21 protein-coding genes are annotated in these 25,001 nt (G+C 58.1%); 2 read left to right on the top strand and 19 right to left on the bottom strand.

What is annotated here, in order from left to right:
- The first annotated feature begins 26 nt into the window (after positions 1 to 26).
- Entirely contained in the window at positions 27 to 2,675 is a 2,649-nt protein-coding gene (locus tag AC24GY_RS13030; RefSeq protein WP_487683494.1) for a serine/threonine-protein kinase, read from the top strand.
- Positions 2,676 to 2,710: 35 nt separating this feature from the next.
- Here the strand turns inward: AC24GY_RS13030 and AC24GY_RS13035 are convergent, their stop codons facing one another.
- The 9 genes from AC24GY_RS13035 to AC24GY_RS13075 form a co-directional block, all read right to left on the bottom strand.
- Complete coding sequence (locus tag AC24GY_RS13035) at positions 2,711 to 2,929, bottom strand: hypothetical protein (RefSeq protein WP_487683497.1); 219 nt, start codon at positions 2,927 to 2,929, stop codon at positions 2,711 to 2,713.
- Between the two features lie 39 nt (positions 2,930 to 2,968).
- Positions 2,969 to 3,721, bottom strand: a complete 753-nt coding sequence (locus AC24GY_RS13040) for a sulfite exporter TauE/SafE family protein (protein WP_422319355.1) — start codon at positions 3,719 to 3,721, stop codon at positions 2,969 to 2,971.
- 56 nt (positions 3,722 to 3,777) lie between these two features.
- On the bottom strand, positions 3,778 to 5,772 hold the full coding sequence (locus tag AC24GY_RS13045; RefSeq protein WP_487683500.1) for an FG-GAP repeat domain-containing protein: 1,995 nt from the start codon (positions 5,770 to 5,772) through the stop codon (positions 3,778 to 3,780).
- Between the two features lie 15 nt (positions 5,773 to 5,787).
- Positions 5,788 to 7,392 (bottom strand): fucose isomerase, encoded by a 1,605-nt coding sequence (locus tag AC24GY_RS13050; protein ID WP_487683503.1) that lies wholly within the window; start codon positions 7,390 to 7,392, stop codon positions 5,788 to 5,790.
- 104 nt (positions 7,393 to 7,496) lie between these two features.
- A complete protein-coding gene (locus AC24GY_RS13055) occupies positions 7,497 to 9,614 on the bottom strand; it encodes a hypothetical protein (protein WP_487683506.1) in 2,118 nt (705 codons plus the stop codon).
- 23 nt (positions 9,615 to 9,637) lie between these two features.
- The gene (locus AC24GY_RS13060; RefSeq protein ID WP_487683509.1) at positions 9,638 to 11,047 is read right to left on the bottom strand and encodes an MATE family efflux transporter; all 1,410 of its coding nucleotides are present in this window, start codon (positions 11,045 to 11,047) and stop codon (positions 9,638 to 9,640) included.
- On the bottom strand, positions 11,048 to 11,485 hold the full coding sequence (locus AC24GY_RS13065; RefSeq protein ID WP_487683512.1) for a DUF5069 domain-containing protein: 438 nt from the start codon (positions 11,483 to 11,485) through the stop codon (positions 11,048 to 11,050).
- 68 nt (positions 11,486 to 11,553) lie between these two features.
- A complete protein-coding gene (locus AC24GY_RS13070; protein ID WP_487683515.1) occupies positions 11,554 to 12,885 on the bottom strand; it encodes an MATE family efflux transporter in 1,332 nt (443 codons plus the stop codon).
- A complete protein-coding gene (locus AC24GY_RS13075; protein WP_487683518.1) occupies positions 12,882 to 13,466 on the bottom strand; it encodes a DinB family protein in 585 nt (194 codons plus the stop codon). Before AC24GY_RS13075 ends, AC24GY_RS13070 begins: the two co-directional genes overlap by 4 nt.
- Before the next feature lie 78 nt (positions 13,467 to 13,544).
- On the opposite strand from AC24GY_RS13075, the gene AC24GY_RS13080 reads away from it, so the two are divergent.
- Positions 13,545 to 13,928: a winged helix-turn-helix transcriptional regulator gene (locus AC24GY_RS13080; RefSeq protein ID WP_422321559.1), complete on the top strand. Its 384-nt coding sequence runs from the start codon at positions 13,545 to 13,547 to the stop codon at positions 13,926 to 13,928.
- 59 nt (positions 13,929 to 13,987) lie between these two features.
- On the opposite strand, the gene AC24GY_RS13085 is transcribed toward AC24GY_RS13080, so the two are convergent.
- From AC24GY_RS13085 to AC24GY_RS13130, 10 genes are all read right to left on the bottom strand, one after another.
- Positions 13,988 to 14,410 carry an OsmC family protein gene (locus tag AC24GY_RS13085; protein ID WP_422321558.1) on the bottom strand — a complete coding sequence of 141 codons (423 nt, stop codon included), beginning with the start codon at positions 14,408 to 14,410 and terminating at the stop codon, positions 13,988 to 13,990.
- A gap of 77 nt (positions 14,411 to 14,487) precedes the next feature.
- Complete coding sequence (locus tag AC24GY_RS13090) at positions 14,488 to 15,936, bottom strand: 3-keto-disaccharide hydrolase (RefSeq protein ID WP_487683522.1); 1,449 nt, start codon at positions 15,934 to 15,936, stop codon at positions 14,488 to 14,490.
- Entirely contained in the window at positions 15,933 to 16,811 is an 879-nt protein-coding gene (locus AC24GY_RS13095; protein ID WP_487683525.1) for a metallophosphoesterase, read from the bottom strand. The genes AC24GY_RS13090 and AC24GY_RS13095 overlap by 4 nt, the downstream gene beginning before the upstream one ends.
- A 46-nt stretch (positions 16,812 to 16,857) precedes the next feature.
- Positions 16,858 to 18,126 carry a polysaccharide pyruvyl transferase family protein gene (locus AC24GY_RS13100; protein ID WP_487683528.1) on the bottom strand — a complete coding sequence of 423 codons (1,269 nt, stop codon included), beginning with the start codon at positions 18,124 to 18,126 and terminating at the stop codon, positions 16,858 to 16,860.
- Between the two features lie 30 nt (positions 18,127 to 18,156).
- On the bottom strand, positions 18,157 to 19,740 hold the full coding sequence (locus tag AC24GY_RS13105) for an FAD-dependent oxidoreductase (protein WP_487683531.1): 1,584 nt from the start codon (positions 19,738 to 19,740) through the stop codon (positions 18,157 to 18,159).
- Positions 19,741 to 19,750: 10 nt separating this feature from the next.
- A complete protein-coding gene (locus AC24GY_RS13110; RefSeq protein ID WP_487683534.1) occupies positions 19,751 to 21,796 on the bottom strand; it encodes an FAD-dependent oxidoreductase in 2,046 nt (681 codons plus the stop codon).
- Between the two features lie 36 nt (positions 21,797 to 21,832).
- On the bottom strand, positions 21,833 to 22,750 hold the full coding sequence (locus AC24GY_RS13115) for a DUF4886 domain-containing protein (protein WP_487683537.1): 918 nt from the start codon (positions 22,748 to 22,750) through the stop codon (positions 21,833 to 21,835).
- Positions 22,751 to 22,762: 12 nt separating this feature from the next.
- Positions 22,763 to 23,164 (bottom strand): YlbF family regulator, encoded by a 402-nt coding sequence (locus AC24GY_RS13120; RefSeq protein WP_422321551.1) that lies wholly within the window; start codon positions 23,162 to 23,164, stop codon positions 22,763 to 22,765.
- A gap of 55 nt (positions 23,165 to 23,219) precedes the next feature.
- Complete coding sequence (locus AC24GY_RS13125; protein WP_422321550.1) at positions 23,220 to 23,933, bottom strand: HpcH/HpaI aldolase family protein; 714 nt, start codon at positions 23,931 to 23,933, stop codon at positions 23,220 to 23,222.
- Positions 23,930 to 25,000 carry a phosphotransferase family protein gene (locus AC24GY_RS13130; protein ID WP_487683541.1) on the bottom strand — a complete coding sequence of 357 codons (1,071 nt, stop codon included), beginning with the start codon at positions 24,998 to 25,000 and terminating at the stop codon, positions 23,930 to 23,932. Before AC24GY_RS13130 ends, AC24GY_RS13125 begins: the two co-directional genes overlap by 4 nt.
- Position 25,001 lies beyond the last annotated feature (1 nt).

Genomic DNA, 25,001 nt, shown 5'->3' on the forward strand with positions numbered 1-25,001 from the left:
AACTCCCTGAACTACTCATGGAAGCGATGAGCACCGAACCCACTCCATGCCCCAAATGCGGCGGCGCACTGCCGGCCGATGCCCCGCAGGGCCTGTGTCCGCGCTGCCTTGCCGCATTGAATTTCGCTACGGAAACGCTGCCGCCGGATGCCCTTCCTCTTTCACCCCAGGCACCGCTGACTCCGGAGGAACTGGCCCCTCATTTTCCACAGCTGGAAATCATCAAGTGTCTTGGTCGTGGTGGCATGGGTGTGGTTTACAAGGCCCGGCAGAAAACACTGAACCGCCTCGTCGCTCTCAAGCTTCTGGCACCTGAGCGCTCGAATGACGCGAAGTTCGCCGCACGTTTTGAAAAGGAGGCGCAGGCACTGGCCGCACTGAATCATCCGCACATTGTCACAATTCACGACTTCGGCCAGGCCGGCGGCTACTTCTTCCTGCTGATGGAGTACATCGACGGAGTCAACCTGCGTCAGGCCATGCAGGCAGGCAGGTTCACGCCGGAGCAGGCGCTGGCCATCGTGCCCCCGGTGTGCGAGGCGCTGCAGTATGCGCATGAACACGGCATCGTGCATCGCGACATCAAACCGGAAAACCTGCTGCTCGACAAAACAGGACGCGTGAAGATCGCTGACTTTGGGATCGCCAAGATGATCGGCACAACAGCGGAGAATGGCGGCGAGTCTTTGTCACAGCCGTTCGGCACACCGGCATATGCAGCACCGGAGCAGCGCAGTGAAACGAGCCATGTGGATCATCGTGCAGACATCTATTCACTCGGTGTGATTCTCTACGAGCTGCTGACAGGAGAGCTGCCGCAAGACAAACTCGAACCGCCTTCAAAACACGTGCAGATCGACGTGCGGCTGGATGAGATCGTGCTGCGGGCCTTGGAAACAAAACCGGAGCTGCGCTTTGCCACGGCGGCAGAGTTCCGCACGCAGCTCGTCGGAGCGGTGACACCCATGCCCGGAAAAATAGAGGTGGAAAAAGCGCCCACAGCTTCGCCGCAGCCTCAAAAAAGGCGGGGTGCCCTCGGCATGGTACTGGGCTTGTTGATTGCAGGAATTCTAGCGGTGCTGTTTTTCCTGCGTCAGGATGCTTCGCACATCAAAACGGCCAACGCTTCAAGCCGGGTGTTCATCATGAGTGAGCACAGCGGGACTGCATCTTCCTTTTACGTCCAATGGAGAGTGAGTGCTCTGGAAGCGAGCGAAGTGCGCATCGAATATGCCAATGTCACTCAGTCCAGCCGCATGCGGTGGAACCAGGCCTCTCAAGACTATGAAGTGAAGGCACGGATCGAAATCACCCGCCTCAAAGACGAGCTTGTTCGAATTCACACACAGATTGGTGACTCTGAAAACACAAAGGAACTCAACTGCAATTACACACAACTCCAGAACGAACTTCTCACGACCAGCCTCGTCTCTGCAAAAACAAATACAGACAGTGCTATTGTCATTTGTCGTCTGCTGGGCCAGCCGCTGACACTTGAAATGCCTGCCAATACGAGCACACTTTCTGCGGCCGTCACTCCTCAGGAACAATTCGGAGTCAGCGCCCGTATCTTTGGCCTGCAAATCCTGGTGCTGGCCTTGGTGGTGGTCGGTCTCATCTGGTTGATTCGTTCTCTGTTCAAACGTCAGCGCATAGGCTGTGCGGTGGTGCTCGTCATCCTGATGACGCTGCTTTTGTTAGGCGTGGCAGGCAGTTTGGCGTGGTATTTCAGCGGCCAGTCCCCCGGCAAAAGTACGGCTTCTGCTCAGCCGCCTGCCAAATCCAAGGCCCTTATGTCGGCCTGGGCGAACAGGCTGGGGGAGGATCTGCTCCTTTGTCAGCGGCAAATGTCCGAACTCCGCCAGACACTCGGACCAAACCATCCGCAGATGAAGTCCTTGAGCGAGCAAATCACCATGCTGGAGAAACAAATCGAGCTGGAGAGGCTGAAACCCGCGACCCGCATTCCACAGTTTGTGGAGGAGGATCCTCGATTCCTCAGCACCGCCGGACGCTCGCTTCAGCTGAACTCGCGTTACACTGTCAGTGTCGATTCCAAGCCCATGCGAGGAAAGGACGGCCTTTCAAGCATGCGCAGCTACACCCTCAAAGACAGGCTGAATGATGGGACCGCGGGTGTCACCACCTTTGCCCCCTTGTCGATTCAAAACGAGCGTTTCATCATTTTCTGGGACCGGGAGAAGGAGGAGTTATGGCTGGCGTCTCCCACCATCTTCCGCAGGCACCACCTGCCGCAGACCGGCAAGACCGTGGAGGAAATGTTCATGAAGCCGGTCATCCCGGAAGACTTCAAGCTTCGCATGCCGGACCCATTTCGCGAAGCCATCAACCACTGGCTCCTTGGTGAAGCTCGTGGAGATGACTTATCCAATATTCTGATCACGCCACAGGCCGGAAATTTCACTCTGATCGCCATGCTCTCCCGCATGCATTACTTTGGAAGTGAGGCGCCGCGATATGCGGAATACGAATGTTTCAAAATCGAGACTGATCATGCCCAAGGTCATGCTTTCATTCCTCGGCATGAAGCCTTGAGCAAACTCCTTGAAACATTGCTCCCCTGGGGCAAATCAACACAGTTTGTGATAACCCTCACCTGGCGGCATCAAGGCGCTGTGAGCTGGCTTGAATTGATTGGTGCCAAACCGTTTTGAGGGTTCCTATTTTGACCTTGCTCGCCTTGTCCGCCCTATCGCTCCGACTCGGCCTCCTGCTCTTCTTCGGCAGCTTTTTCTTTTTTGGCAGCTTTGTCCCTGCCCACTGCATCGAAGGGTGCAGTGACGACCTTGCCGGTCGTGGAAACGGTTGTGGTTACAATTTTCCCGGCCGTCTTAACCGGCACGGTAACGAGGGAGCAGCCGGGTGTGGCAAGACACAAAGCATAAGTCATCAGGATGGTGGTTTTCATATATTCTACTATACGCATTCAACATCAAACTCGCGCTTGTCATCCAAACTGTTTCCAGAACATGAGCACCGAAATAATTAAACCTATGGCGGTAATGAGATGCCTCACTCTCTGCGGTGAGATGCGCTGGGAGAAGTGTGCGCCGAGGTAGTAGCCGATCAACGCACCCGCTGTGAGGGCCAGCGCCTGCGGCCAATTGACCATGCCGACTGCAATGAACCACACGGCCGCAATGACGTTGATCAGCGATCCGAGAATGTTCTTCAGCGCGTTCATCTCGTGGATGTTCGTCATCCCCATGAAACCGAAAGAAGCGAGCATCAGGATGCCGATGCCTGCGCCGAAAAACGCGCCGTAGATCGCCACCGGCAGCTGCAGCGCGATGGAAAACCACAGAGCTTTCGCCTTCCCCTCCGTGGCCGACTTGCGCAGAAATCCCTGAAGGAAAAACAGCACGGTGGCAAACAGCACGAGGAAGGGAATGAGCTTCGAAAACTGATCATCGCTGGTCTGTGTCAGCAACCAGCTACCGATGGCCGCACCGATGAGACAGATGGGAACAAAGCTCCACAGCAGCGTGCGGATCGCCTTCAAACGCCCGCGAAAACCCACGATGCTGCCAGCAGTGCCGATGACCAGACCGACGGTGCTCGTGGCATTTGCCAGCACGGGCGGCGTGCCGCACATGAGCAGCACCGGAAACGTCAGTAGTGTGCCTCCACCCGCAATGGCGTTGATCGCACCGGCAGTGCAGCCTGCGGCGCTGAGGGAGAGGATTTCAATCCAGGTCATGCCTCTCACTACTCAGCACAGAGCACGTGGAAAGTGCGGTCTGTGGGCGCAACGAGCTATTTTGCCTGCGGATTCTGCAGGTAATAGAGATGCCCGTCCTCCGCGCCGCCGACGAAATCCGGCAGGCCGTCGGCGTTGAAATCCACCGTGGTAGGGCTGACGTCGTGACCTTCGATGTTGGCATCAATGAGAAGGCCCATGTCAGCGAAGAACCATTTGCCGTCGCTGCTGGAGGTCTGGCGGATGAAGTTGGCATTGGCGGAGTTGAGCAGGATGTCGAGCTTGCCGTCCTTGTCCCAGTCCATGATGCAGATCTTGCGCCTGCCGCTTTTACCCGCAATACCAGCGTTGAGACGCAGCGGTTCACCGGGTTTCATGGCGACAGGTGTTTTCACTTTGACCGCCTTGTCCGCTGCCGCAGGTGCTTGCGCTTCCGGCGCGGCGCAGAGAACACGCTGCGGGTGCTTGAGGATGAGTTTGCCTTTCTGCTTCGCCCGCTCAAAAAACGCGAGATAACCTTCCTGATCGAGCATGATGAGATCGGTGAGTCCGTCCTTGTTCCAATCGACAGCGACAGGTGTGGTGCGCCACTGGGTGAGCAGCGCCTTGCCCTCCGGACGCAGCCAACCGTAGGCGAGCGTAGGCTGCGGCCCATTCCATTCGACCTCCACCGGCTGCGCTGCGGCAAGCTGCGGCTTTTGGCGTGTGCCTATATTTTTGTACCAGACGACTTTGCCGAGGATGGAGTTCAGCAAAAGATCGGGCAGGCCATCGCCATCCCAATCCGCCACGGTCTGCGTGGTGTAGCCCCATTTGGCCTCGCAGGGACCTTGAATGCTGCCATTGCCACCGGCCATCGGACGGATGACTTTGCCTGCGGCTTCGAGGCGCACAGGCGCGGCCCACTTCGGCTGCTCCACACCTTTGCCGCTGAGGTTTTCAATGAAGCCGACGTAGCCCGCCGTGTTGCCGCAGATGAGGTCCATGTCGCCATCGCCATCCCAGTCAAAGCCGACTGGCGTGACGAGCGCGCCAAACTTCACCTGATCCGCCTCTTGCTGGAAGTAGCAGGGCTCGGCATAGACAGGCGCTTTGTTTTCAAATTTGCCGGTGTTTTCGATGAAGGCCACGCGACCGTCTTCGTCGCCACAGATGAGATCAAGGTCACCATCCTTGTCCCAGTCGATTGCGGTTGGCGTGATCATTTCGAGATCCATCGTGAGATAGCGGCCCGTATCGGCCTTCAGGCGGACGCTGAGTTCATACTTCGGCTTGGTGCGCGTGCCGGTGTTTTGAAAATAGGTGAAGCCGTCGAGAAACTCGCCGCAGAGCAGGTCGAGATCGCCATCGCCATCGAAGTCTGCAAAGTTCGGCGAAGGCCAGCCAAAGGTTTCCACCGGGCGGTCAGTGGCCATGACTTTCTTGGGCTTGTCATAGGCCGGTTTGTCATTCGTGCCAGTGTTGCGCAGCACATACACGTAGCCGCGGATCGGGCCGTTCATCCAGCGGCCGTTCTCATTGTAGGCGTTGTCCCAGCCGTACTCGGTCCAGTCGCCGACACCGACGATGAGATCGTTGTTGCCGTCACCATCGAAATCCACCATGCGCCACATGTCGGCGCGGATTTTGTTGGGATGGACCTTTGCGTCGACGGGCAGCTTCTGCTCATGCTCCAGACCGGTTTTGAGGAAGTCGGGATACTCTTTGCCGGGCGAAAGCACCCGTGGCTGACCGTCCACGTAGCTCACCTGCACATTCGACTTCCCCGCGCTGATGCGTTTGGCTGCTTTGAAAACCGGCATCTTGTTTTTCGACGTGTCGCCGCTGGCGTTCTCGAAGAAATAAACACCGTTGTAGGGCTTGTCGGGGCAGTTCACGACGAGGTCGAGATCGCCATCGCCATCAAAGTCCATCGGCAGCGGCCACGCCCACAAACCCACACCGAGATCGACCACGAGGCCGGGATTGTTGTACTTGAGCGGCGTGAGGCCGTCGGCGGCAAAAGCGTGGCTGCAGAAGCAGGCAAGCAGGAGGGGGTGGAGGAGCTTCATGGTTGGGAAAAACAATCAACGCGACAGCGTGCCGCACACATTCACCTGCATGCCCAGGGCGCGGGCCATCGCCGCCTTGGCAAACATGCAGTCGTCGGCTGCCTTCGCGTCATTGGCATAAGCGACCTGGACGTGGTTGGCCTGATGCTTGGCCATGAGCTGGTCGCGGCTCACGCCATAGGTCACCGCGCTCATGATCGGCCACTGCGGCGTGGTGAGCTGCCAGCGGCGCTCGGTTTCTTCACGCGGAAGATCGACCACACAACCGCGGCCGATGTCCATGTGCAGCGCTTCATCCTGCACGTAGATGCGCGACCAGACAATCTCACCCGGCTTGGAAATACCACGCAGTGTGGAGCCGCCGCTCGGGAAGTACATCGCGGGCTGGCGGAAGCCTTCGGCGCTCTTCCAGCCTTCAGCAAAATGTGCTGGAGGTGCAGCGCCACTGATGAGGAAGACCCAGACGTAGTCCTTCTCGTACTTTTCTCCCCACCGCACATCGTGCAGGGTCGTTTCAACCGGCTGCTGCAGCGCGCGATGCACCCGCTGCGTGAGCATGCCGTCGAGTCCGGCGCATTCGTCCACCTCATTGAAATGCAGCAGCGGCTGGCCTTCCAGCAGGGTGCGTTTGCGATCACGCGATTTCACCGGCGGACGGTCCGAATTGTTCAGCATGCCTTCGACGAGGTCACTCGCCGGCAGCAGATCCTTCAGGCCCTGCTGATACTGGATGCCGATGGCGTCGCAGCCGAAGTCATCCGCGATCCTCAGCGCAGCAGCGTACATCTTGCACTGCAGCCGCACCTGATCGCGCGTGAGCTGCGTGACGTGATTGTCGCCAAGCTGGAAGGTCATGCCGTGCTTCACCACCCAGGTGTGGATGGCCAGAGCATCCGAATCGCTGACCTGCATCGTTTCATGGTACAGCGCCGACTGGCTGAGGCGCTCCTTGAACACGCCACAGGCATGCAGTGCGTGGTCGGGAATGATGGCATTGAACATGCCCATGCAGCCTTCATCAAAGATGCCCATGATGGCCTTGTCTGCGCGCAAAGTAGCAGCCAGCTCCTTGCCAAGGGCCGCCGCTTTGGCCGGCACCTTTACCTTTTCCAGCTTCTGCACGTGGCTGAGGTCATGGGTGATGCTGCCGGTCTTGAGCCACTGCTTGAGCTTGGTCTTGAAAAAAGAGTCGGTGAAGTCCTCGCTCCAGAGCGTGGAGTATTTCACACCGGCTTTCGTAAGCGAGCCATTCAGATTCAGCATGCCCACCAGCCCGGGCCACTGGCCGCTCCAGTTTGCCACCGTCAAAATCGGGCCGCGATGTGTGGTCAAACCCGCCAGCACATGATGCGAATACTGCCATACTGCCTCCGCCACGATCAGCGGTGCCTCGGGATCGATGCCGCGAAACACCTCAATGCCCATCCGCTGCGAGTCGATGAAACCGTGCTTCTTGGATGTGTCCAGCGCATGCGCACGCTTGACCTCCCAGCCCTCCGCCTTCAGTGCAGCGCCCAGCGACTCTTCCATGGCTGCCTGGGCCGCCCAGCAGGTTTGATTGGCAGAAAGGCGCAGGTCACCGCTGGCCACGAGCTGAACGATTTTGGATTTGGATGGCATAAACCACATCTTAGCCAAGAGACTTGCATTTCACCAGCACAAGTCACAACTCGCACCAGATGAGCATCCTTGGCACCTGGATGACCATCCTTGATCTAGCCGCCTTACTTTGCCTCGACGCGGAAACGGGGATCATCCCAGGCGAACGGCGGGCGCTTGCCCAGAAGGAGATCATAGATGGTGTGGTTGGTCTTCATCATCTCGGCCAGCATGTCCTTCCAAGGACGATCTGCCACGCTGACGAGGCCGGTGTTGTAGCTCTCTCCATTGTACTTGCTGAACCAGCGCCCCGTCGTGGCCTGATCAATGAGGGTGAACCACTCAATGCCAATGACAAACCCCAGGGAGGCGCTCTGCTCGACATAGTTGCGATAGGCCAGCCCCCGCTCCTGCTGGCTGCTGACTTCACGCCCGCCCACCAGCCCGCTGTCCTTAGGCGAAGCCCAGAAGAACTCGCTGAGCATCATCGGCTTGTTGCCGGTCCATTCGTGGAAGCGCTTCAGCGCCGCCGTATCCACCCCAAAGGTGTAATAGTTGTAGGACACCACATCGAGATGCCTGCCCATGATGCGGCAGAGATGTTCATCATTCATCGTCACCGGTTGCAGACGACTGCCCAGAAGCATGTGATTGGTGTCGTGCTGACGGAACACTTTTTCGACCTGCGCGAAGTAGGTTTCCATGAACGCGCCCACGTAATCTTTCATGTCGGCTTTGGCCGCGTCCGTGGTCACCGCGAGCCCCACGTCGATCAACTCATCAAAGGAAGCCGCTTTGAGCTGCCATGCGGTGTTAAAGACATTGATGGAATGGTACTTGTCCTTCAGCACCGCCACCAAGCGCCGCTTGCAGGCTTGTTTGCCGGTGAGAGAGGGAACGACGCGTGAGATTTCATCGTAGCGCGGCTCATTCACGATGAAATAGCCGATGAGCAGCGGATCATTCGCACGCGCAGGCAGCTCACGCGCGAGATTTTCTGCGATCTTTTGTGCGGTCGCAGCATCATACGGATCCCACACCTCATGCACGCCGGGGATGCGCGGCACGCCTTCCCAGGCATTGATCGGCAGGCTGGTCACATAAGGGAAATCGGCTTTCACATGCGCTTTCTCGGGCGTGGGACTGAACGCGCCGATGGAGTTGAAGCCCCACTTGCGCACCCGCTCGATCATCCGTGCAGCATGCGTTTCATAGTCGTAGGGAGCGCCGAACTTGCGGATCACGTTCGCGAGATAGAAGGAGAAATGTGCATGCCCATCCCCGGACCGGAAGGCACTGGCAAACTCGCCCTCCGCCTTTGGCAGCCACTCGTAGATGCCTTCGCGACCTGTAACGTAGGTGTAGTCATCACTCGGTGCGAAGCCGCAGATGCCGAGGTGGAAGAATGCGTTTCCATCAGGATCGACCAGCCACGATTTGCCCTGCTTCTGCTCCACATGAAAGAAGCCGGTCTTCTTCAGGCCCAGCGCCTCACCACTGCCGGGCTGTCCGCCGAAACGGTCCAGCTTCGGCGTTTCGATGCCTGAGTAGTAGCTCTTGTCCGCCTCCACATCAGCCTTCAGATCTTCCAGGCTTTTGAGCTTGTTCGGGAACGAATCTTTGAGGCTCTGACCAAAGGGATCAATCAACTTCGCGACGGCAGCGAGATCTGAAGTGATGCGAATTTTCGCCGTTGGCTGGTCCTTATTGTACGGCACCATGAAAAACCAGTTGTAGATCGCCCAGTTCCACTCGCGATTGTCCGTGAGCTGCTGAAACGAATAATCCGGCGTGGTGAAGCTCAGACTCTGACCCTGCGCATTCTTCAGCAGGAAGCTCGTGCTGTTCAGGCTCGCTAAATGCGGTGGCGAAGACTTTTCCGCCGGAAACTTGCCGTCCTTGTCTGCAATCTTCCACTCGCCGCCCTTGGCGAAACCGATGTCAATAAGGACGGACATTTTCCATGACTTCACATCTGCAGGCACACCTTTAAATGAGAGGTCGATCTCATCCTTGCTGATGGAAACTGCACACTCCGCCCCGCCTTCATAGCGCACCGTCGCGTTTGTCACGGCCGCTTTCACCTCGATCTGTTTGTGCACCGGATCAAACTCAGGATAGGTCAGCGTGAAGCTGCCGAGGCTACCGGCGGAAATTTCGATGCCTGCGCCGGTGCTTTGGAGTTCGGCGGCAGATGCAGTCACGCAAACAATCGAGATCAGACCGAGAAAGAGAAATTTCATGAGATGACGAGAGAGGGCTGGATTCAAACCTTCTGTGTTTTCCACCGGCCACGTTTGAAAAGCAACCCGCTAAAAATGGCGAGCAGTGAGTAGGAGATGGGGACCGAGATGAACGCGCCCACAGGCCCAAAGCCGCATGATTTTGCCAGCCCCCATGCAATGGGAATCTGCCCGAGCCACAGGCAGAGAAAATTCAAGCGCGCGGGCGTCCAGGTGTCTCCGGAGCCGTTGAAAGCGGCCTCAAAACACATGCCGGCCGCGTAAAGCGGGAAAGCAAGGCTCACGACCCACAATGCCTGTGTGCCGTAGGCCACCACCTCAGGATCTTGGGTGAACAAACGAATCAGCGGATGTGCGAGCAGTACGAAGCAGATGCCCACGAGGCTCAAAACGATGACGTCGAATTTCATGGCGATCTTGACCGCCGCCTCCGCGCGCTCCGGCTTCTTTGCGCCGAGGTTTTGGCCCACCAAAGTAGCCCCGGCGTTCGCCAGCCCCCATGCAGGCATCAGAGCAAAGACCACAATGCGAATCGCAATCGTATAACCCGCCAGCGCCGCACTGCCGAAGAGTGCGAGGATCTTGAACAGCCCCACCCAGCTTGTGGTGCTGATGAGAAGCTGAATGATGCCGCTGCCGGACTTGCTCAGCACCGCAGAGATCACCTCCCTCTCCGGTTTGAAATGCTGCCAGCGCACTTTCACGCGGCTGTGGTGCCCTGCGAGATGCCAGAGCTGATACAGCACTCCGATGCCACGGCCAATGTTCGTCGCCACTGCTGCACCTGTGACACCCAGTTCGGGGAAAATCCACCAGCCGAAAATGAAGCATGGCCCCAGCACGATGTTCAGCACATTCGCCAGCCACAAAGTTCGCATGGCGATCACGGCATCCCCCGCACCACGAAAAATGGCGTTGATGAGGAAGATCAAAAACACCGTGGCGTTGCCACCCAGCATCATGCGCGCAAAACCGGAGCCCAGCGTCACTATCTCTTCACCCGCACCCATCAGCCGCAGAATATCCGGGGCGAAATACCCGAGCACGATGCCCAGTCCCGTCGCTATCAGCACACCTAAAAGCACGATCTGTCCCGCCGCTTGTGCTGCGAGCTCTGTCTCCTTTTCACCTATGCGGCGCGATATAATCGCCGTGGCGGCAATCGAGATGCCAATCGCCACCGCATAAATGAGCGTCATGACCGACTCCGTGAGGCCCACGACGGCCACGGCCTCCTTTCCGAGATGAGAAACCCAGAAAACATCCGCCACGGCGAACAGCGACTCCATGACCATCTCCAGTACCATGGGCACCGCGAGCAGGATGACCGCACGGTTCAACGGCAGCGCGGTGTAATCATGCTCCTCACCACGCAGTGACTGCCTCACACTTTGCCAGAATGAAACCGAAGGCGGTGAAATCTCTTCACTCATTCAGGGCAGCCTTCCCTCATCCACATCAATATATTTCGTGATGGTCTGGATGTCATCACGATCACCGAGGCCGCCATCGGCTTTTCGTTTTGCCAATATGTCAGTGATGTGATCATTGATGCCGAGTTTCAGGATGTAGTAGTTCCAGACGAGCTTGTCGGTGTCATTCAGCGGGCGGCCGTGCACCTGGCACCAGTGCAAAATCTCCTCGTCCGTCCCACCCTCCAGCACGCGGGCTTTGAGATCGTCATAATTGACGTGAAGGAATCCGACGCAGCTGCCGTCACTGCCTTTGCCCAGATTCGCATGCAAATCCTCCCACAGCTTGCCAGCGGCATGCAGACGAATCTTGCCCAGCATGCGCGGGAAATACTTCAACCCGGCGGTTTCATCGAGTGGACTGCAAGGCAGCGTGGCGGGATCAGGTTTGGCGGACATGACGGATGCGTCGCCGGTGCCGCGAATTTGTCAATCAGGCGCTGCTCATCTCCAGCGACAGAAATGCTTCAAAACTTCCGCCATCCCCAGCCGAGCGCGAAAAGGGCGGCGCTCCAGGTGACGATGCAGATGCCCCACCACACGCCCCACAGCCCCCAACCAAGCGTGAAGGCCAGGGTGTGAAACACCACCACGGGTGCGGCGAGCTGCCGGTAGATGCCCATCCACAGACCATAGGCCGGCTGTTTGATGCCCTGCATGGCAAAGACGGTGACAAACAGAATGGGGTAAGCCGCAAGAGTCAGCGATGAGCTGAGCAAGTAGTTCCGGCCATGCCCGATCACGATCGGATCCTGGCTGAACATCTTCATGGCAGGATCACGCAAGAGCCACACGAGCAGGCCGCCGAGCAGCATCAACCCCGCGCCGATTTTCACATTCGTCACCCAGGCCTCGCGCACTCGGAGAGGGAGTCCAGCGCCGTGATTCTGCCCCACGATGCTCAGCACCGCGGAATTCAGGCCAATGGTCGGCATGAGCACAATCTGCTCCACACGTGTGGCAATGCCCGTGGCCGCCACGGCTTCCTTGCCGAAGTGCTTCACAAACCATGTGATGACGAATACACCCAGCGAGATGGTGAGCATGTTCAGCGCTGCCGGAATCGCCTGTCCCGCAATCCGCCGCAGCACCTGCAGATCAGGCTTGAAATCATCCCGCCGCAGATCGCGGCAATAGTGCGCCCTGCTGACATGCGACCACAGAAAAAGCCCGCCACCCATCTGCACAAGCACCGTGGCCAGCGCGATGCCGCCCACACCCAGTGCGGGCAACCCCGTCCACCCCCACATCAGCACTGGATTAAGCACGATGTTCGCCACGAAGCCGACGATGAGAAAATTTCGATACACCCAGGTGGTGCCCTGGGCAGACAGCGCTGAGTTCAGGATCATCGGCAGCAAAAAGAACACCCCGCCGGCGAGGATCACGTGTATGTAATCCAGCACGGTGCTCAAATAACTGCCCTCGGCACCGAGCAGCCGAAACAACCCCGGGGCCACCAGCCAGCCCACGATGGAGAGCAGGACACCCGCCGTGGTGGCAAACACCAGCGACTGCGCAAACACCCTGCGTGCCTCCGCCACGTGCCCCGCGCCCAGCGCATTCGCCAGCAGAGCCGTGGCGCCCTGGCTGATGCCGCTGCCCATGGCAAACACAACAAAGTACAACGGAAACGACAGCGAAAGCGCCGCCAGCGACTCCGTCCCCAGCCAGCCCGCGCACAGCGTGTCCACCACGTTGAACATCGTGTTGAAAAACATGCCCACACTCATGGGCAGCGCGATGCGCCAGATGAGCTGCGGAATGGGATCTGTGGTGAGCGACAGTGGCTGCTTCATCGGCCCAATCCTAGCAGGATGCTTTGAATCTGCGCGCGATGAACTCCCATATGTGTGCCCGCCATCGCCGCCCAGCCGAAAGCATCCAGCGAGCCGAACCACGGATGCTCAAAGCGCTGCTGAGTCTTTAAATCCTGCGCCTCGGTGATAGCGGCAATAACGCTGTCACAGGAACGCTCATAGCCCTCCTCGACATCCGCTGTCACTGCGGCGCTCGGCTTGACTGCCGCAGTGCTTGCCTTGCCAGGCGGCACCTTTCCATGAGTGAGTGCGTTGATGACCCGGATGAGACCGATGTGAATGATGCGCAGATGCTCCAGCGTCATCCACACAGACCAGTTGCGGCTGCTGTCCTCCAGACCGCGCAAACGCTTGATGAGCACTTGCTCGCCCCGCTGCTCCGCTGGACAGGAATCCACCAGCGCACGGATCGCCGCACGTTCTTCCTTGAACTTGGCCACAAAGGCTTCGCGGCTGCCCCGACGGCATGTCCGCGCGAACATCATCCGGGCAACCCAGAGTTCAATGGTGGGCAGACCGGCGCCCGGCGGGGCGAGTTGAGGATCAGTGCTGGTGCTCATGCGGGCAAAATTGTGCATTACTTGCATTATGCAAGTTTTTTACTTTTGAAACGCAAGTGTTTAGAATCATAGTCCCCCATGCCCAAGGCCAAAGCATCCAAACGCCCGATCAAGGCGCCACCGCCATCCTCACGCCGCTCCCCCTGCCCTGTGTCCTGTGCACTCGACCTGTTTGGCGACCGCTGGACGCTGCTCGTCATCCGCGATCTCATGCTGGGCCGCAGCCGCTTCAAAGACTTCGTCAGCTCCCCCGAAGGCATCCCCACCAACATCCTCAGCGACCGCCTCGAACGTCTGCTCGAAGCCGGCATTGTGCGCCAGATCCCCGCCTCTGACGGCGGCAAGCGCATGGCCTACGAACTCACTGAGAAAGGCAATTCCCTCCGGCCCGTCATGAAGTCCATCCGTGACTGGGGGCTGACTTGGGAACCGGGCACGAAAGCCGTCTTGCAGCAAAGCTGACCAAGTCCGGTGTCACAAAGACACCGGACTTGGCAAATCTTCTTCATGCACAGCCTGGGTCACGCCAGCTTCGCGTCCATCGTGATCGTCGCATTCAGCAGCTTCGAGACGGGACACCCCGCCTTAGCCTTGCCCGCGAGGTCTTGGAAAGTAGCATCGTCGATGCCAGCGATGACAGCGGTCACATCGAGATGACTGGCCGTGATAGCGAAGCCACCGTCTTTCGGCTCCAGCGTAATGGTGGCACTGGTATCGATCTTGTCGGGGGTAAATCCGGCACCGCCCAGAATCATGGAGAAAGCCATCGAGAAGCAGCCCGCATGGGCCGCACCAATGAGCTCCTCAGGATTCGTCCCCTGCTCGCCTTCGAATCGAGTCTTGAAGGAGTAGGGTTTGTCAGTGAGCGCACCAGAGCCGGTGCTGAGAGTGCCGGTTCCTTCTTTGAGGGACCCCTGCCATTGAGCGGATGCTTTTTGTTTCATGATCGTGTGGATGAGAGTTTGTCGGGAAAACCCATCCTACGATTGGCGGTGAAATCAGGCTACGATTGGCGGTGAAATCAGGACTTCGAAATCCTTGAGACAATCACCTCAGAGGTCTTCCGGTCGATCGAATACAGCACTCCGGCTTCACCGCGATCCCAAGCAAAGGCCTGGCCGTGAGCACTGATCGGTATCGCGCCCTGCCAGAGCAACACGTCACCCTTGACCGGGAGATCGAGCACATACAGCTCCTGCGCATCATGGCCGGTGATGAAGAGATGCCCGGCAGGACCAAAGCTGCCGCCAGAACTGCTGTTCTTGCCAAACTTAGCCACCACTTCGCTCGGAAATTTCAGTTCTCCGAGCTTCTTCCACTGAGCATCAAACATCACGATCCGAGTCTTCGCAGGATCACCAGTCTTCGCATACTGCGCAAAGCAGGCGTACCAAACTCCATCGCGACGGTCCACCCAGGTCAGCGAGCCGTTGGCGTCCGTCAGGTCAATGGACTCCAAATGCTGCATCGTCTGTGGATCCCAAATCTCCACGGAGCTCGTCATCGGAATAGCGGGGTAGTTCGAATGGGCGCAGTAGAGCTTTCCATCAAGCACGAGCCCTGCGTTCAGATGCTTGATGTGTCCATCCTGTGCCTCCTTCCAGCCGCCTACACGTTCGCCGTTGTCTTTGCGATACTTGCCGATGGCCGAGTTCGTGATCGCATAAAGGCGGGTGTCATCAATCGCCACCCCCTGATGTGCTTCTTCAGCCTTGAAGCGTTTTAACTCCTGGTGCCGCCATGCAGATTTTTTTGCGGGCTTGGGTTTGGGATTCAGCAGTTCCTGGATGCGCGCCTCTTCTTTTTTCAATGCAGCTTTCGGCACGGGCATGGGCTTTAGGTTCTCACTCACCAGCGGCTCATCAGGTGGAATCGCACGCCAGCGAAGATTCTTGAACCACACATCGGCACCATGATCCTGCAGCCAGAGATTGCCGCCACGTTTGGTCAGGTCGGTGCCGCGATAGCTCACCAGTTTGACGGCGTCTTTCCAGCGCGGATCAGCATAGTCGAAATCGACCACTTTCTCTCCGTTCAACCAATGCTGGATAACGCTGCCCTTGCAGATGACACGCGCCTCGTTCCACTGCTCAAACGGCCGCACCACATCCTTGGTCGGGGCCATGCAGAAGAACAGTGAGCCCGCGCTTTGCCGCGGATTTTCGCCATAGGGGCTGTTGGCATTGTCCAGCAGCTGATACTCATACTGACCCGGCCGGTAATAAACACCGCTGTTGCAGCCTTTCGCCACCTTCCAGTCAAAGCGCAGCTCAAAATCATCTGGCACCTTCGCCTTTTCATAGGTCAGCGGCCCGCCCTTCTTCACCCGAGCGATCTCACCGTTCACGACCTCCCAGTTGCCACCATGCTTCCAGCCATCGAGTGATTTACCGTCGAAGAGAGACTCAAATCCGGGCTCCACCGCCAGAGCGGAGCTTGCGAGTGTCAGAGAAAAAAGAAGTAGTTTCATGCGTGGTTCAAAGTGCGGTTTACCTGCCTGCGGAAGCCATTCAAGCGCAGCGATCCATCAGCCATGATGTCGAGCATCGAGTAGCCGTTTTTTTCCAAACCGCTGCCTTCCACCATCGCGACCAGCGTGGTGTAGTGGATGCCGGCGATCTGCTGATAGTCGTTCTTGTGCGAGTGGCCCTGGAACACAGCGAGTACTTTGCCCGACTTCTCCATCAGCGCACGCACCTCGGCGGCGTTGCGCACGGCATGCGCTTTGTCCATGTCGAGCCGTTGATGGGCGAATACAATCACCGGACCGCCTGCCTTGGTCAGCGAAGCCTCCAGCCATGCCAGCTCCGCATTGGGAAGGTTGGCATCCTGCCAGTTGAAGTTCTTCCGTTCATACGGCGTGCCATCCTCACGGAAACAGGCATCGAGAATCAAAAACGTTACACCGTTCTCCTCGAAGGCCGCATGCCCTCCCGCCGACTTCGTGTGAGCCGCAAACTCCTGCTTCGTCAAGGTGCCCACGCAGTGGTTTCCCAGTACATAATGCCTCGGCATCGTGAGCCGGGCGAAGTGCGACTCCATCGTCTTCAGCCATTCGATCTCACGCTCCACCGAATCCGCCTGATCGATGAAATCACCCAACTCGATCACCAATGCCGGTTTTTCGCGGTTCATCACTTCCACGGCCTCATCCAGCTTCGCCAGCGCCTCGCGGTAGAATCTCGTTTTCGTCGGTTCCTTGTCGGCGTAATGCAGATCTGTCATCAAGCCGGCACGCAGCAAGGGGGCAGCCGCAGCATCGGCTGCGAAAAGTCTGCCACCCCCGAAACCTGCGAGGCAAAGGGAGCTGTGATGGAGGAAGGCGCGGCGAGAAATCGAAGACATGGCGTGTGAAAACGAGACCCAGCCCTTTCTTTTTGCCGTCAAATCATCATGCCTTTTCGAGGATACCCTTCACATGCTGCATCGATTTACCGAAGCAATCATGCACATAAGCCATGGCTTTCTTTACTTTGGCCTGGGCCGCAGGGTAATAGGCATCAATGGTGAAAAGCGTCTCCGCCATCTTTTCCGCCGGTGTTTCGTCCATTTCCAGCAGCCACTCTCCAAGACCGATATCCTTGAACATCCAGCACTTCGGCGAATGGAACTCGGAGTAAGTGTGGATGACCGGCGTACCATTGGCCAGGGCGATGATCGGCGAATGCGGCTCGTGGCAGACGATGGTGTGGGCCCGCGCAAAAATGGAGGCGGCTTCATCCGCGTTCCAGAAGTACTCCAGGTTCACCACATGCTTCTGGATCTCCGGCGGCAGCGGATCGTGAATGAGGCGCTTGTTGTGCTCCATCTCCTTCTTTACCTCGGGGGCGATGAGCACTTTATGCCCGGTCTTCTTGACCCACATCGTCACCAGTTCCCGATACTTTGCCGCACGACGCTCATCATCGGCGATCTGTTCAGCGGTGGGATGCAGCGGGTTGAGCTTCGGGGTGCGGGTGTCATCCACGCCGGGCAGTTTGGCGGTGTTGGTGCGCAGTTGCAGGGTGATGAACTTCCGCTCTTTCAGCCCGAGCTTCTTCATGGTCGCCAATCCGCGCTCGTCATCACGCACATCGATGCCGAGGCAGCCATCCGGGCCAAACTCAAGCACAGGTGTTTTGATGCCTGCGTTCTTGAGGATACTCAACGTTTTGGTTTCACGCGTGTAGATGAACGAAGCCGCATTCAGCAAGGCGATACGTTCCTCCGCACCTTTGCCCTCCACCATGCTGGCAAAATACGACTGCCCAAACAGTCCGTAGGGTTTGCCTGCCTTTTGACAAAACTGCATGAAGCTGATGTCCTGACCCATGCCTGAGTTGCGAATGAAAAGGTCACATCCGGCAATTGCCTGCCGCAGCGCCTCGTCCTTTTCGCCTTTTCCGGTGAGGCTACCCTGCAGGATCTCCACCTTGGGAAAGCGCGTCTTGAGCATAGCGGTGACGCGCTCGTCCAGCTTCATCGCCCACAGCACCACCTTCACCTCTGGCAGGTGCTCCTCGATGACACGCAGCGTTCCCGGCGTGTGACCGATGTCACCGATATTCACTATATCCCAGGCAGATTGCAGCAGAATGGTCTTCGGCTTGCCATTGGCGGCAAAAACAGAACCACCAAGCGCGGCGGTGACAGAGGCGATGAAATGACGGCGGGTAGGCATGGTTGGGAGGCACTGAAGCTGAATTGAACGTTAAAATTCCGGCGGGCCGTTGAGATGCTCGCACTTTTCAGGCAAGCCGGGGATGAAATCGACCACCTGCTTCTGGGCGCGCAACTTGTCCTGCAATGGGGCCAGCGGCACTTTCTGCACAGCGACATCGTCCTTCACTGCCAGCGCAGCGGCAATGCCTGCGGCGTGACCGGTGATCATCCACACGCTCTCCAACCGCAGCGTGCAAAAGGCCACATGGGTGAAGCTGGCAGCGCCGGGCACCAGCAGGTTGGTGCATTCGGCGGCTTTCGGCGTCAGCGCCCGATAGGGAATCTGATAAGCGTACCCCATGCGCCAGATGCGCCCTTCATTGACGAACTCGTTTTCATTCAAAGCCACGCGCTGAACGTGATGGCAGTCGATGAAATGGCTGCTCATGCCGATGCTGTCCGATTTGCGACGCTCTTCCTGCACGTCCTGCTGCGTCACGACATGTTCGCCGCGCATCCTCCGTGCCTCGCGTACATAGAGCTGATAAGGCAGGTGGCCGTTGTCAGTGAACTCATCCTTGTGCAGGCCCAGCGCCTTCATCTCCTCCTGCACGTTCGCGGGTACTGCGGCATCCGTGGCAAGAAAATGCAGCAGACCGAGCGTGTAATCCATGTGGTCCTGGTAAATGCGGGCGCGCTCTTCGTACGTGGCATCAGGCCAGTCAAACTGTCCGCCAAAGTGTCCCAGGGAGTAGATGGCGGACTGCTTGTTGTTCATTTCGAACTTGCCATTACGGCGTCCGTAGAGGTCAATGATGTCCGCAAGCTTCACCGGCTTCTTTTGCTGGGTCTGATCGCGAAACCAGCTGGCCAGCAGTGCGTAGCGTTTTTCATCGTAATGCTTCGGCGCCGGGATGGGGACTTGCAGCTTGGGATCCTTTGCCACCGTCAGGCGAAAATTGTAGTTCATCGGTGCGCGATGCGCATCGCCTTCATGCAAATCTTTGGCCCACGCACTGATGCCAGGCAGCAACGTTCCAATCTCGTCCACCGTCCGGGCTTGGCGCGCTGTCTTGTCAAAACGGACGCCCGCAGCCTCCTCGCCAAACTCCGCCTTCGCCTCGCGACCGACGGCATGTTTGACACCCGCACGCGCCATAAGATCGCCTTCGTAACCTGCGTCGATGAAGACTTTCGCCTGAAGCTTGGAACCATCCGTGAGGGTGATGGCAGTGATGCGCGCTCCCTCTTTTTCCACCGTATTCACCGACGCACCATAACGCACCTCCACCCCCGCCTCGCGCAGCATTTCGAGATAGATTTTTTCGGCAACACTGGACTCAAAGAAATACTCTGGTCCACCGGTCTGGTAGTGGGCACCGAGGCGGCGATAAAATTCATCCGCAAACCCACCGATGGTCCATTTCAACATGTGCTCGCTCTCGGAGGTGTTGATGCCGCTCGTGCTCAGACCGCCGACATGCTTCGTCGGCTCAATGAGCACCACCTTGGCCCCTTCACGCGCCGCCACGATGGATGCCGCAATGCCACAGGGCACTCCTCCATACACCACGATATCCGCCGCGTTGAGGTGGGTGACGCAGATCAGGCAAGCAAAGAAAAATGTCTTCATGGTGGGTGCTTCAGTTGTTCGACTCGATAAGTTGCAGTGCATCCAGTATCACGAACCCTTCAGTGCCGCTATTGCTGACAGTGATGACGGTTTCAACGCCGCTATCAAGCTGCACGCTGCCGATCGTTCGAAATGCTTCTCCTGCAGCCAGAGGCAGTGTTTGATCAACAATTATATCAGTCTTGCGCCCGTCGTTTTGAATCGTCACCGGCACCTTTGTCGCTCGCGTTTCATGAGGTGAATAGGCCATGCGTAGTTCGTAGCGTCCTGTCTTGGGTGCTTTGCAGCGTAAGATGGCGATGCACTGGCCGTCGGCGCGTTTGTCGTCATGGAGATAGCCGGTACCGATATGCGGCTTGAAGCCGGAAGAGCGGCTCCACTGGCCTTTGAGTTCAGCCTGCGAGTCATCGAGCACAATGCCGGGCAGACTTTTCGGATCGACGTTCATCACCCCCTTGGCTTCGGGTGGAACATCCGGCAGCACGGGCAATTCGAGCACCTGCTTCTGCGCCAGCAGTCTCTCACGCAGCGCGGGGTATGTCAGCTTCTGAACGGCGATATTTTGCTTCGCACTCACGGCGGCGGCAATGCCTGCGCTCTGGCCTAGAATCATCCACGTGGGCTCCACGCGGATCGAGGAAATGCCCACATGCGTGCAAGACAGCGCAACGGGCACCAACAAATTGTCACATTCGGCAACCTTTGGCGTGATGGCGCGATAGGGGATGTGATACGGATACCCATGCCGCCGGCCCGCCATGCGCACCGGCATGATGGTGCCTTCATCCACGACCATGTCCTTCGTCCCCACTCGCTGGCAGTCATGTGAATCGATTGGAAAGGATGAGACGATGATGGCATCGTCCTTTTTCGGCTCGTCCATGATGTCTTTCTGCGACACGACATATTCGCCGATCATGCGCCGTCCTTCGCGCACATAAAGCTGCGGCGACCAGTGGTCATAAGCAGCGAATTCATCACGACAGAGACCAATCTCCGCCATCTGCTGCCGCAGTTGCTCTGGCACGGCAGGATCAGTGCTGAGGAAGTGATGCATCTCCAGCGTGTACTGCTTGTGCGCCTCCCAGATTTTCGCGCGTCCGGCCTCATCCGCTTCGCTCCAGCCATTGCAGGCACCCACGAGCCCCATGGAGAATTGCTTCCCGATGCCGTTGTTTGCATCAAATTTGTTGCCCGGCAGCGGATACAAATCCCACAGCAGATGCGGTCTCTTTTCCTGCGCAAAGTAGCGCCGCACGACTTCAAAGCGTGCGGGGTCATAATGAGAAGGCTTTGGAAACGGCACGCGGTTTGCGGCATCTTTCGTGACGCACAGGCGGAAGCTGTACACCATCACATTCTTGTCGCCGGCTTCGTCTGGGCCTACATCAGTAGTGGTGATCAGAGGCAAGGGCTTGCCAGCGGCATCGAGACCGGAGATTGGGAGCTTTGCCTTCGAATATTGCTTTCCAGCCAGAGATTCGCCGAACTCCTGGCGCCCTTCGCGGCCGATCGTCCAGCTCACTCCGGCGGCAGCCATCAAATCTCCTTCATAGGTGCCATCCACGAACACCTTGGCGAAGAAGTCGCCGTCATTTGTGACCAGTTTAGTGATGTGTTTGCCTTCCTTTGCCACTGATTGCAAAACCCGCTTTGTCAGCACCTTCACTCCGGCTTCATCCAGCATCTGCTGCGTGATCTTGGCCGCCACATGAGGCTCGTAGGTCCAGGGTTTGTGATCTTTGTCACTTACGGTGTAAGGCAGTGCAACACTGCGCATCTGGTAGTCTTTTTCGATGCGTGTATGCCATTCCTCGAACAGGCCAAGAACCGTGCTGCGCACCGTTTGATTGGAGTCGCTGAAACAGAGGCCGCCGGTGTTTACGCCGCCAACATGAGCGGTGGGTTCCAGCAGGATGACTGAGGTGCCCTCACGTGCTGCGGCGATGGCTGCGCAGAAGCCGCCTGGGGTGGCTCCATAGACGATGACATCCGCCTCCATGGCGGCGTGGGCTGAGAAACTGAGTGCAAGTAGAAGCGAGACGAGGCGAGTCATGGCTCTCATAAGAACATGCCCCTCTCATTTTGGACATCATTTTGTCCGGTCTATCACTGCTCGATGCGCGGTCTCTTGTAAATAACGGGCGTCCGTCGGATCCAGTCCCTTGGGCATGAAGGTGTTGCCCACGGCGGTCTCGCCAAACAGCACCTCGTACCAAACGCAGGCACCGAGGTATTCGCCCATCATGCTGGCATGATGGCCGTCCATGCCGAGTGCGATTTTACCACCGTTTTTGGGCTTGGCCCAGCGCCAGCCGACGTGCAGAGAGTGTGTCTGATTCGGCAATTGGGGCTGCTTGGCGGTCTTGGAATCAAAGGTGGTGTCGGTTTGATAAGCCCAACTCGGATCGGTGTCGGCGAGATGGAAAGCGTCGCCGGTCGGAATGATGCGGGCATTGAATTCTGCGGCGATTTGGTCATAGGCGGCGCGCAGACCGGAGTACATTTCCTGCTGCGTTTTGGGTTCGCCTGGTTTGCCCGAGGGCTTGGTGAAGCGCGCATCGTCTTTCCGGTACTCCCATGTTTCATGCACCAGCAGCTTTGCCTGCGGAGCGTGTTTGGAGACGTAGTCGCGCAACCAGCCTGCGTAGGGCTGATAGGTGGCGAAGTCGTGGCTCTTGATGCTGGCCTGCTGGATGGTGACGTAGTCCCACTTTTGCAGCTCGAGGTTTTCCTTCAGACCACGACCGCTGGTGTAGAGACCCGCTTTGTCCTTCGGGTCTGCTTCATGCTTTTGCGCCTTCTCGGCGTGCACCTGAAATGAGGCACCGCCGATGACGAGGGGCTGATGGATGAGCGTGTGACCTCCCGCCTTCGCCAGATCGCCGAGGTAATGGGTGGCGTTGGCGGAGAAGCTGTTGCCAATGGTAAGCAGCTTCACCGTTTTGGCCTCGCCAGCGAAGGACGAGGCGCAAAACAGCAGCGCGGCGATCAGAGCGAACGCTTTCATACCCTTCGGTGCTTAGTGGCAGCCGCAGCCTTCACCACAACCTTTGGAGAACACTTCGGATTCGGCAGGCACGGCACCACGCTCGAGGCTTTTGCCGACGAAGCTCGTCACCACTTCGGCAATGCCGCGCAGAACGTCCTGGGCTTCGATGAAGCTGAGGATGGCGGTGTTTGCATCGCACTGATCCTGCAGATCGGTGAAGCGGGAAATTTCTTCTCCGCTGGGCTCTTCGCCGTTGTGCTGCTTCTGGTGCAGGGCGCGGCCGAGCGTGGCCATCTCGCGGTAGAGCGACACGGCTTCCTCATTGGCGAGGAAGGCTTCCGCTTTTTCGCGGGCATTTTTCACGTCGGTGTCGGCCACGAGGGTTTCGCACAGTTCGACGATTTTGGATTTGATTTGGGGGGATGCGTTCATGGGGGAGGCGAGATTATAGGGGAAACGCCTTTGAACAGGAAAAAGTCAGACTTTTTCACCATGCCCGCGCCGTGGCGAGGTTCCGTTTGAAGCCCTCGCGCACCAGCGAGAGGTCCGAATCCATGGCAATCCAGGTGAAGCCCAAGGCTTTGAGCTTCTCCTTGTCATCCGCATGCCGCACGAGAATGCCGCAGCCTTTGCCGTGGTCATTGGCGGCTTGGACGATGCTGTTTACACAGTCGTCGTAGCTGCGGGGTGACTGCTGTGCCTTGAGATCGAAGGACAAATCGGCGGGACCGATGAAGAGCGCATCGATGCCCTCCACGGCGGCGATTTGAGCTGCATTCCCCACGGCCTCGGCGGTTTCGATCTGGGCGAGGATGATGGGTTTGGGCATGTCGCCGTCTGGAAGACGCATGCCATAGCCATAGGCGCGCACGGTGCGTGACACGCCGCGATGGCCCTGTGGGGGATAATAAGCCGCGTCCACACAGTGCCGCGCTTCCGCGACTGTGTTTACATGCGGGATCATGATTCCTTGCGCCCCCCAATCAAGGACGCGGGCGATCAGATCTGGATGCGGGGCGCTCACACGCACGATGGCGAGAGTGTCGCTGCCCCGAAGAGCGCGCAGTTGATCTGGCAGCGCGGCCTCGGATTCGCAGCCATGCTCCAGATCGATCAAAACCCAGTCGAAGCCGCACTCGGCGGCGAGTTCAGTGACCGCAGGTGAGCCGATGGAAAGAAAGGTGCCGATGTGAGTTTTCATGGTCGAAGAATGTCGATGCTGCTGGAGTTGCGCAAGCCTTGCAGTGCGAGGTCGAGACGTGAATGGGTGAATTCGCGCAGCGACTGGCCGGAGGTGCCGGATGAGATGAGGAAAAAGCCATCGTCACGGTCAAAGTAGCCCGCACCCACGCGGATCACGGATTTGACGATCATGTTGCGCAGCAGATGCAGCCAGAAACGGCGCAGATAATCGGGAGGGAAGGCACGGATGCTTTGATAACCCTCAAAGGCCCGGCGTAGAAACGCATCGTCATGGAAGCAGGCGAGGAGCGAGAGATCGTCCATGGGATCGCCGCTGATGGCGTCGTCAAAGTCGATGAAGGCCGAGATCTCGCTTTCGCTGCCGAGGATGTTCCAGAGGGCGAGGTCTTTGTGAACAAAGCAGCCGGTGTCGAGTTGGAGGAGCGACTGATGATTTTCGATCTCGCCGCGGATTTCGGCGCTCTGAGATTGCGTGAGGAAGCCGCGGGTGACGAGGAAGGCCAGGTGTTGATCAAGGCGAAGATGGAAGTAGTCGGCGTAAGTGGCGTGATACCCACACATCGACTCATCCAGGATTCCAAAGCCCGGCAGCGTGATCGTCTGCCATTTGGCCACTGCCTCGCCGATGCCGAAGGCAATGCGCGGTACATTGATGCGGCCCTGCTTGAACCAGTGATTGAGATCAGGGTCAAAGATGCGCTCCATGGCCTGCCAGGCGAATGGGACACGGGAGCGCGAAGCATCGCAGGCATAAACCCGAGGTGTCATCACTCCGGCGTCACGCACTCTCGCCAGAAGCGCCGACTCCACGGCAAGCTGGCCGTCCTTTTCAGGACCGTTTTCGACACGGATGAACATCGCTTGTCCGGCCACCCTAGCGTTCCAGGTGAGGTGGTTGCCCTGACCGATTCCTGAGCTCAGCTCAACGACCTGCGTGACGAAGTGCCGCTGCAAGGCCTCGCCAAGCTGCTGCTCGATCTCAGCATCCGCCGCGCCGCGAATCTGCGTGCCGTGAAACGCCGCAGGGCGGTCGCATTTCCAGTAATAGATGTCGCGTCGGCTCATG

This window comes from Prosthecobacter sp. Pr1 (assembly GCF_057652315.1).